The organism is Paenibacillus sp. 01T422 (genome assembly GCF_056398785.1).
In genome coordinates this window covers 1-6,707 of record NZ_JBFTQB010000296.1, presented here as the reverse complement: position 1 = coordinate 6,707, position 6,707 = coordinate 1, and the positions used below count along the sequence as shown (strand labels likewise).

At 49.6% G+C, this 6,707-nt stretch carries 7 protein-coding genes; 5 read left to right on the top strand and 2 right to left on the bottom strand.

Annotated features, from left to right (window positions below; all coding sequences use genetic code 11):
* Positions 1 to 193: 193 nt before the first annotated feature.
* Both AC1DUA_RS17525 and AC1DUA_RS17520 read right to left on the bottom strand, forming a co-directional pair.
* Positions 194 to 352 (bottom strand): hypothetical protein, encoded by a 159-nt coding sequence (locus AC1DUA_RS17525; RefSeq protein WP_477500992.1) that lies wholly within the window; start codon positions 350 to 352, stop codon positions 194 to 196.
* Between the two features lie 22 nt (positions 353 to 374).
* The gene (locus AC1DUA_RS17520) at positions 375 to 1,202 is read right to left on the bottom strand and encodes a DUF2935 domain-containing protein (RefSeq protein WP_477500991.1); all 828 of its coding nucleotides are present in this window, start codon (positions 1,200 to 1,202) and stop codon (positions 375 to 377) included.
* Positions 1,203 to 1,367: 165 nt separating this feature from the next.
* On the opposite strand from AC1DUA_RS17520, the gene AC1DUA_RS17515 reads away from it, so the two are divergent.
* From AC1DUA_RS17515 to AC1DUA_RS17495, 5 genes are all read left to right on the top strand, one after another.
* Entirely contained in the window at positions 1,368 to 2,615 is a 1,248-nt protein-coding gene (locus AC1DUA_RS17515; RefSeq protein WP_477500990.1) for a DUF445 domain-containing protein, read from the top strand.
* A gap of 41 nt (positions 2,616 to 2,656) precedes the next feature.
* On the top strand, positions 2,657 to 3,496 hold the full coding sequence (locus AC1DUA_RS17510; protein ID WP_477500989.1) for an ABC transporter ATP-binding protein: 840 nt from the start codon (positions 2,657 to 2,659) through the stop codon (positions 3,494 to 3,496).
* Entirely contained in the window at positions 3,429 to 4,193 is a 765-nt protein-coding gene (locus AC1DUA_RS17505) for an ABC transporter permease (RefSeq protein WP_161407932.1), read from the top strand. The genes AC1DUA_RS17510 and AC1DUA_RS17505 overlap by 68 nt, the downstream gene beginning before the upstream one ends.
* Before the next feature lie 15 nt (positions 4,194 to 4,208).
* Entirely contained in the window at positions 4,209 to 5,234 is a 1,026-nt protein-coding gene (locus tag AC1DUA_RS17500) for an ABC transporter substrate-binding protein (RefSeq protein WP_477500988.1), read from the top strand.
* A gap of 407 nt (positions 5,235 to 5,641) precedes the next feature.
* Positions 5,642 to 6,601 (top strand): ABC transporter permease, encoded by a 960-nt coding sequence (locus AC1DUA_RS17495; RefSeq protein WP_477500987.1) that lies wholly within the window; start codon positions 5,642 to 5,644, stop codon positions 6,599 to 6,601.
* Positions 6,602 to 6,707: the final 106 nt, after the last annotated feature.

Genomic DNA, 6,707 nt, shown 5'->3' with positions numbered 1-6,707 from the left:
GTTAACGGGATAATCTCCCGTTATTTTCACTCGAATAGAGAATTTGAGCGGTTTAACTGGAATTTCTCCATCTAAATTCCATTGAAACCGCTGAAGTAGGTAAATGAGGTTGAATTAGCAGAGGTTTTTCCAGTTAATTCATTCCATCGATAGACGTAGATGGAAATTAACGCCGCTTTTTCCTGCTAATTCATTAATCGCATGAGGAAAAACCGTCCAGGCAAAGTGTAAAGAGCCTGACGGTTTTTTTGCCTTCCAGCTCTCCCAGCTCTCCCAGCCATCCCAGCTCTCCCAGCCATCCCTGCTCTTCCGGCTTTTCCAGCTCTCCCAGCTCTCCCGGCTCTCCAGCCATCCCATACACTCCCCAACCCCAATCACTCAAAAGACGGCTTCGTCAGCGGACAATTCGGCAAAGTTAGAATCTCCACGTTGTAAGCAGCCAGCTTGCGCAAAAAGTAGCATGTTTCCGGCAGGTGATGCTCGAGGAAACGCAAGGTCAGTCGGCTAAGCAGCTCGGTATGCTGATACTCTCGGATGACCTCTTCGACAACTCGATAGAAGCCGATGACCGTCTCCGCCACTTGTCTGGCGAACTTCTGCTGGACCGGGAAACCGGGTGCGGTGAAGCGGAGAAAGCCGCGGATGGCGGTGTTTTTGACGATATGGGCGCTGAATTGCTGGGCGTACTGCTGGGTACTTTTTAGCAGCTCCATTTCCGTTGGATCCAGATGATTGCCCAGAAGCACAGTATGTCCAAGTTGATCCTCCAGCCACATCTCCATCAGCGCAACAAGCGGCAGGGGCTCGTAAGGCACACCATTCATCCAAGCGTGCAGAATCCGCAGATACTCGCCGTTTTCCAATAAAGTTCCGTTAAAATACACGGGTGTCAGCGAGATGACGACTTTATTTTCAATTCGCAAATGCTGCATAAAACCTTCAAACTGATAATACCCGTGCGCAACGGGGTATATGTCTTTAGAGAGCTGAATCATGGTTTCCGAGGAGACCGGCAGGGAAGGATCTGTTTTCAAAATGCGATTCCTCAGCTCGGTGAATGCCGCTATGTATCGTTTGGCGATGGTGATCCACTGCACCTCTTCATTGGCAAGTGCCTCGTCCACAAAAATGGCGTGATCCTGTAGGATTTCAACCCAAAACAACTGTTCCTGCCAGGGCGTTATGGTCTCATTTAGGCTCATTGAAAGGTTCCTCCTAGGTCTCTTAGCTTCGGCCAAGCCTTGCCGATTGTACACATACCGAAGTGTATTCAACAGTTTCGGGTTCAAGAACAGCTTTCGTCGGAATTTGTGGTAAAATAGAACGAATGGTGATTGAAAATCGAGAAAGAAAGAGATGTTATGACGATGAAAAAAGAAGCAAAGTATATAGCAACGGTCTCCTTAGGTGTGATGGGAGCAGGTTTTTTGGCTACAATTCCTGTAGCTTCTACGGTGTGGGGAGGCTTCCTGCAAGGTGGATTTGAAGCCGGGGTTGTAGGCGGTTTGGCAGACTGGTTCGCGGTTAGCGCCTTGTTCCGTCACCCGATGGGCATTCCGATTCCACATACGGCGCTGCTGCCGAAGAATCGTGAGAAAATCACGAACGCACTCGTCTCCACGGTGCAAAATGAGCTGCTCTCCAAAGAAACGATCCGTGCGCGTTTGCAGCAAATTCGTTTTCTTGAAAGAGGTCTCGAGCTAGCGGAAAGCCATCTGGACAGCGAAGCGCTTCATAAAGGCCTAAGTACGCTTGCCAAACAAGTGTTAAACGCCATTGATCTTGAAAAATTAACACCGCTGCTCGCGGATGAGATTAGCAAAGCGCTTCAGGACGTGGATACGAGCCGGCTCGTTCGCGCGCTTGTCGATACGGTCAAGGACGGTGGTTATGACGGCAAAACGCTTGATTTTGTCCTCGATAAAGTGGAAGCCTGGGCGTTCAAAACGGAGACACGCGATCAGCTTGGAGCAATGGCGATCAAGGCGTTCGAGGGCTTGCAATCCAATGGCTTCATGGCGTTTGCCGTGAACGCGTTCATCGGGATGGTCAATGAGGAGAAGATCGGGGGCATTATCCAGAACTTCTTGCTTTCCTACATTGAGCAAATGCGAATGAAGCAGCATCCGCGTAGAGAGGCTGTGCTTTCCTTCATTCGTAATGAGCTAAATAAGCTGGAGAGAAATCCGAAGCTTTTGGCCGAGCTGGAATCGCTCAAAGCGAAGCTGCCCGACATGTTCGAGCTGGATACGAAGCTATCCGGACTTCTTGCACGTCTGAAGGCTAGAGCTGTAGAGTTCGTGGACCAGCCTGAATTTGTCCCTGTGCATGTCGTTCCGATCATTCGAAATGTGCTTACATCTGTGAAAGAGAACGAAGCTTTGCTGCAGCGCGGCGAGATCTGGGTGCAGGAGCAGATTGCTTCCTATTTGGAGAAAAATCACAGTAAAATCGGTCAGCTCGTCAAAGAAAACCTGGATAAATTCGATAACGAGARGCTGACTGAGCTGATGGAAGATAAGATCGGCAAGGATTTGCAATGGATTCGCGTCAACGGTGCGATCTGCGGATTTATCATCGGGCTTGGTCTCGCAGGATTAAAGATGCTGTTTTAATGTAAACGACTACGGGACGTACCCGAGTGGGGGGAAGCATTTTGATCGAGATTAAAGGTGTCAGCAAGACGTTCGTACAGCGAATCGGCGGCAATTATAAGGCGCTGGACAATATCACGTTAACGATAAAAAAAGGCGAGTTCGTCTCCGTACTGGGGCCATCCGGCTGTGGAAAATCGACGGTGCTGAACCTCGTCGCAGGCTTCGATACACAAACGGAAGGCACAATCGAAGTAAATGGCAAAAAGGTAACCGGCGCTGGGGCCGACCGCGTGGTCGTGTTCCAAGAGCACGGTCTGTTCCCGTGGCTTACTGTCTTGGACAATGTGGCATTCGGCCTCAAGCAGAAGGGCATCCCCAAAAAAGAGCGCCACGAGCTTGCCATGGAGCAGATCAAATCGGTGCATCTCAGCCGCTTCGCAGATCGGTACCCACATGAGCTATCTGGTGGGATGAAGCAGCGGGCAGCAATTGCCAGAGCGCTGGCGATGGATCCTGAGATTCTGCTCATGGATGAGCCCTTTGCGGCGTTAGATGAGCAGACACGCCTGATTTTGCATAAGGAATTGGAAGAAATTTGGATGCGAACGCGCAAAACAATCCTCTTCATCACGCATAACATCCGGGAAGCGGTCATTCTCTCCGATCGAGTTGTCGTCATGTCCACACGTCCTGGCACGATTAAGAAGGAATTCACTGTGCAGGCGGCAAGACCCCGGGATACGGCTGATCCGCTGCTGCATCATGTGGAGAACGCGGCCATGGACGCGCTGGCGGATGAGCTTGAGAAGGTGGTAAGGGAGGAGACGGGTGATGAGTACCGCATTAAGAAGAACGATTTTTCTGGTACTGCTTCTGATAGCTTGGGAGGCGGGATTTAGGCTTTTTGATTGGGGCTGGAAATTTCCCTCGCCGACCCAGACACTGCAAGCTTTTTATGACGGCTTGGTACATGGCGAGCTGCTGGCGGCGACTTTGGCCAGTATGATCCGGTTATTGGTCTCGTTCGCCCTATCGCTTGCAATTGGGACGACATTAGGTTTTCTATTCGCACGTTACCGTCTGCTGGATGATACGCTGGGCTTTTTGGTCGTTTCGCTGCAGACGATTCCAAGTATTGCTTGGCTGCCTTTTGCTATTATATGGTTCGGTCTTAACGAATCCTCGGTTATTTTCATTACGACGCTTGGCGCGACCTGGACGATGGCGCTTGCAAGCCGCACAGGAATCAAGAACATTCCGCCGATTTACCTGCGCGCTGCACAGACGATGGGAACAGGCAACGGGTATAAAATGTTCGTGCAGATCATGATTCCGGCGGCTTTCCCCCATTTAATCAACGGCGTACGTACGGCTTGGGCCTTTGCTTGGCGCGCCCTTGTTGCTGGGGAGCTTATCGCCAAAGGCGCGGGACTTGGTCAGCTGCTGCAGGACGGACGCAATTTGGGCGACACTTCGCTCATGTTGTGTATCGTCATCATTATCGCTGTGCTGGGCACGGTTTCTGATCATTTCTGCTTTAAGAAACTGGAAGATAAAGTGCTGGAGCGCTACGGCCTCGCCGGCTCGAAGTCTTAGCAGGGAGCGGTTCGCATGAGAAAAAAAGCTTGGATGCTGCTGCTGCTTTTGTTCGTAGTTACGACGCTGAGTGCCTGCGAGGAGAAGCTTACAGCTTCCGGTAAACCGCAGGTGGTCAGGGTTGGTGTATTTAAAAATGTCACACATGCCGCAGCCTATATCGCACTGGAGAATGGTTATTTCGCCCGGGAATGGGGCGATGAGGTGAAAATCGAGGTCACAGCCTTCGATAACGGCTCTGACTTATCTATTGCGATGGCGACAGGAGATATCGATGTGGGCTTCGTAGGTCCTGGGCCTGCGACAACCTTTTATCTGAAAAGCGGGAACTATCGCGTCGTTTCCGGCTCCAATAATGGCGGTGCGGTGCTTGTTGCCCGTAATGACGCAGGAATTAATGGCGTTAAAGATTTAGTTGATAAAACGATCGCGATTCCGTCCAAAGGGAATACGAATGAGATTTCACTGCGGATGCTGCTTCAGCAAGAAGGCATCTCGTTGGGCCGTGACAAGGGAAGCGCCCATCTCATCGTGCGCTCGCCTTCGGATGCGCTCATTTCCTTCCGGCAGCAGGAAATTGATGCGACGCTTGTTCCCGAGCCATGGGGGACGCAGATCGAGAAGGCCGGGCTTGGCAAGGTCGTCGTCGATTGGCAGGCGATCCCGCCGAACAATGGCGATTATCCGACGGTGATTATGGTGGCGAGCGATTCAATGATTCAGCGTCACCGGGACATTGTCAAGGGCGCGATCAAAGCCAATATGGACGGCATCGCGTTCATTCAGAACAACCCGGAGCAAGCTTATGATCTCATCAACAACCAACTGAAGCAGTACAGCGGCAAAGGCATGGACAAAAGCTTGATCAAAGCTTCGCTTAGCCGTCTGAAGCTCACCACGGACGTTGACGTCAAGGTGATGGAGGAGATGGCGAAGGTCTCGATCGCTGCCCGATATATTAAGGGCATTAAGGAAAATGAGCTTGATCTTCGTAAGTTCGTTGATTTATCCATGCTCGAAGAAGTGAAGAGTGGGAAGTAAGTTAAAAGGCCTGTGTCGATCCGATTTTTGGATGGGTACAGGCTTTTTCGATGTAGTATTTGAGGGTAAATTCTCGATGCACCCGCGCGAGAAACCCCAAAAGGCCATCTCGCAATCCGAGATGGCCTGGAAATACCGTGAGAGTCCCAGAAAGGCCGTCTCACGGTGAAAACCCATCCGCGCCGCGATGCACCCGCGCGAGAAGCCCCGAGCCGCGCAAGCGAATAAGCTCAAAAAAAGAGTATTGTCAAAAATAACCAACTCATCTATACTAGGTTTAATCCCATATGGAAGCGATACCAGAAAACGCTTGCCTACATCCAATCCTCATCATGAGGATGCTATTGGAGGAAAATCTGGTATCGATACCAGAAAAAATGAGATCGTCATAGGAAGGTGGTCATGACATGGAAACGAATCTGCCGCAAGCTAATGTCGGTGCTGCGGTGAAGAAGAGAAATGCTGATCTAGGAAAACGAATACGGCAACACAAGCATTTGTATCTCATGCTCCTTCCCTGTCTTGTATTTTTCGTTATTTTCTCTTACATCCCCATGGGCGGATTGATGCTGGCCTTTAAGAACTATCAGTTCAACAAAGGTATTCTAGGCAGTCCTTGGGTGGGACTCACGTATTTCAAGGCATTTTTTAACGATTATCAAAGCGGGAAGTTAATTAAAAACACGTTGATAATTAGCAGTATTAAAGTCTTCGTGGGACTGCCTTTTCCGATTCTGCTTGCGCTGATGTTTAATGAAATCAGACATCGGAGATTTCGAGGAATCACCCAAAGCATTTCGTATCTGCCGCATTTCCTTTCCTGGGTTATTGTTATCGGTCTCATGCAGCGGGTGCTTGCTCCGGATACAGGGCTGCTTAACGAAGTGATTCGATTTCTCGGAGGAGACGGCAGTACGTTTTTCATGATGGAAAGCAAGTACTTTTATCCTCTTATGTTTGGAAGTCATATCTGGCAGAGCATTGGCTGGGACTCTATCATTTATTTGGCCGCTATAGCAGGCATTAATCCTGAACTGCATGAAGCCGCCAAAATTGATGGCGCTAATAAGTGGCACGAAATCTGGCACGTTACTTTGCCGGGTATTCGCCTAACGATTTCCATTCTGTTTATTTTATCACTGGGCAACATTTTACAGGCAGGGTTTGATCAAATCTATCTCATGCGAACTCCCGGCAACATGGAACTGGCAGATATCCTAGATACCTATATCATTCGGGTGGGACTTCAAAACGGGCAATACGGCTACGCGACTGCTGTTGGGTTAATGCAAGGAATTATCGGATTAATTCTTGTTGTGGCTGCTAACCGAGCTTCGAAAAAGTTCTTTGACGAGTCAATATGGTAGCGATACCAGAATCTTTCACTTTTCGACAGTTAGAGTGTTGAAGATCACCGCTAGGTGTTATTCATAATATTTAATGGAAAAGGGGAGTATTGTATGAGCACAAGAT

Bases quoted from the DNA above. Each gene is read 5' to 3' on its own strand.
- AC1DUA_RS17495 (WP_477500987.1), top strand. From the start codon at position 5,642: ATGGAAACGAATCTGCCGCAAGCTAATGTCGGTGCTGCGGTGAAGAAG.
- AC1DUA_RS17505 (WP_161407932.1), top strand. From the start codon at position 3,429: ATGAGTACCGCATTAAGAAGAACGATTTTTCTGGTACTGCTTCTGATA.
- AC1DUA_RS17500 (WP_477500988.1), top strand. From the start codon at position 4,209: ATGAGAAAAAAAGCTTGGATGCTGCTGCTGCTTTTGTTCGTAGTTACG.
- AC1DUA_RS17520 (WP_477500991.1), bottom strand. From the start codon at position 1,202: ATGAGCCTAAATGAGACCATAACGCCCTGGCAGGAACAGTTGTTTTGG.
- AC1DUA_RS17525 (WP_477500992.1), bottom strand. From the start codon at position 352: ATGGCTGGAGAGCCGGGAGAGCTGGGAGAGCTGGAAAAGCCGGAAGAG.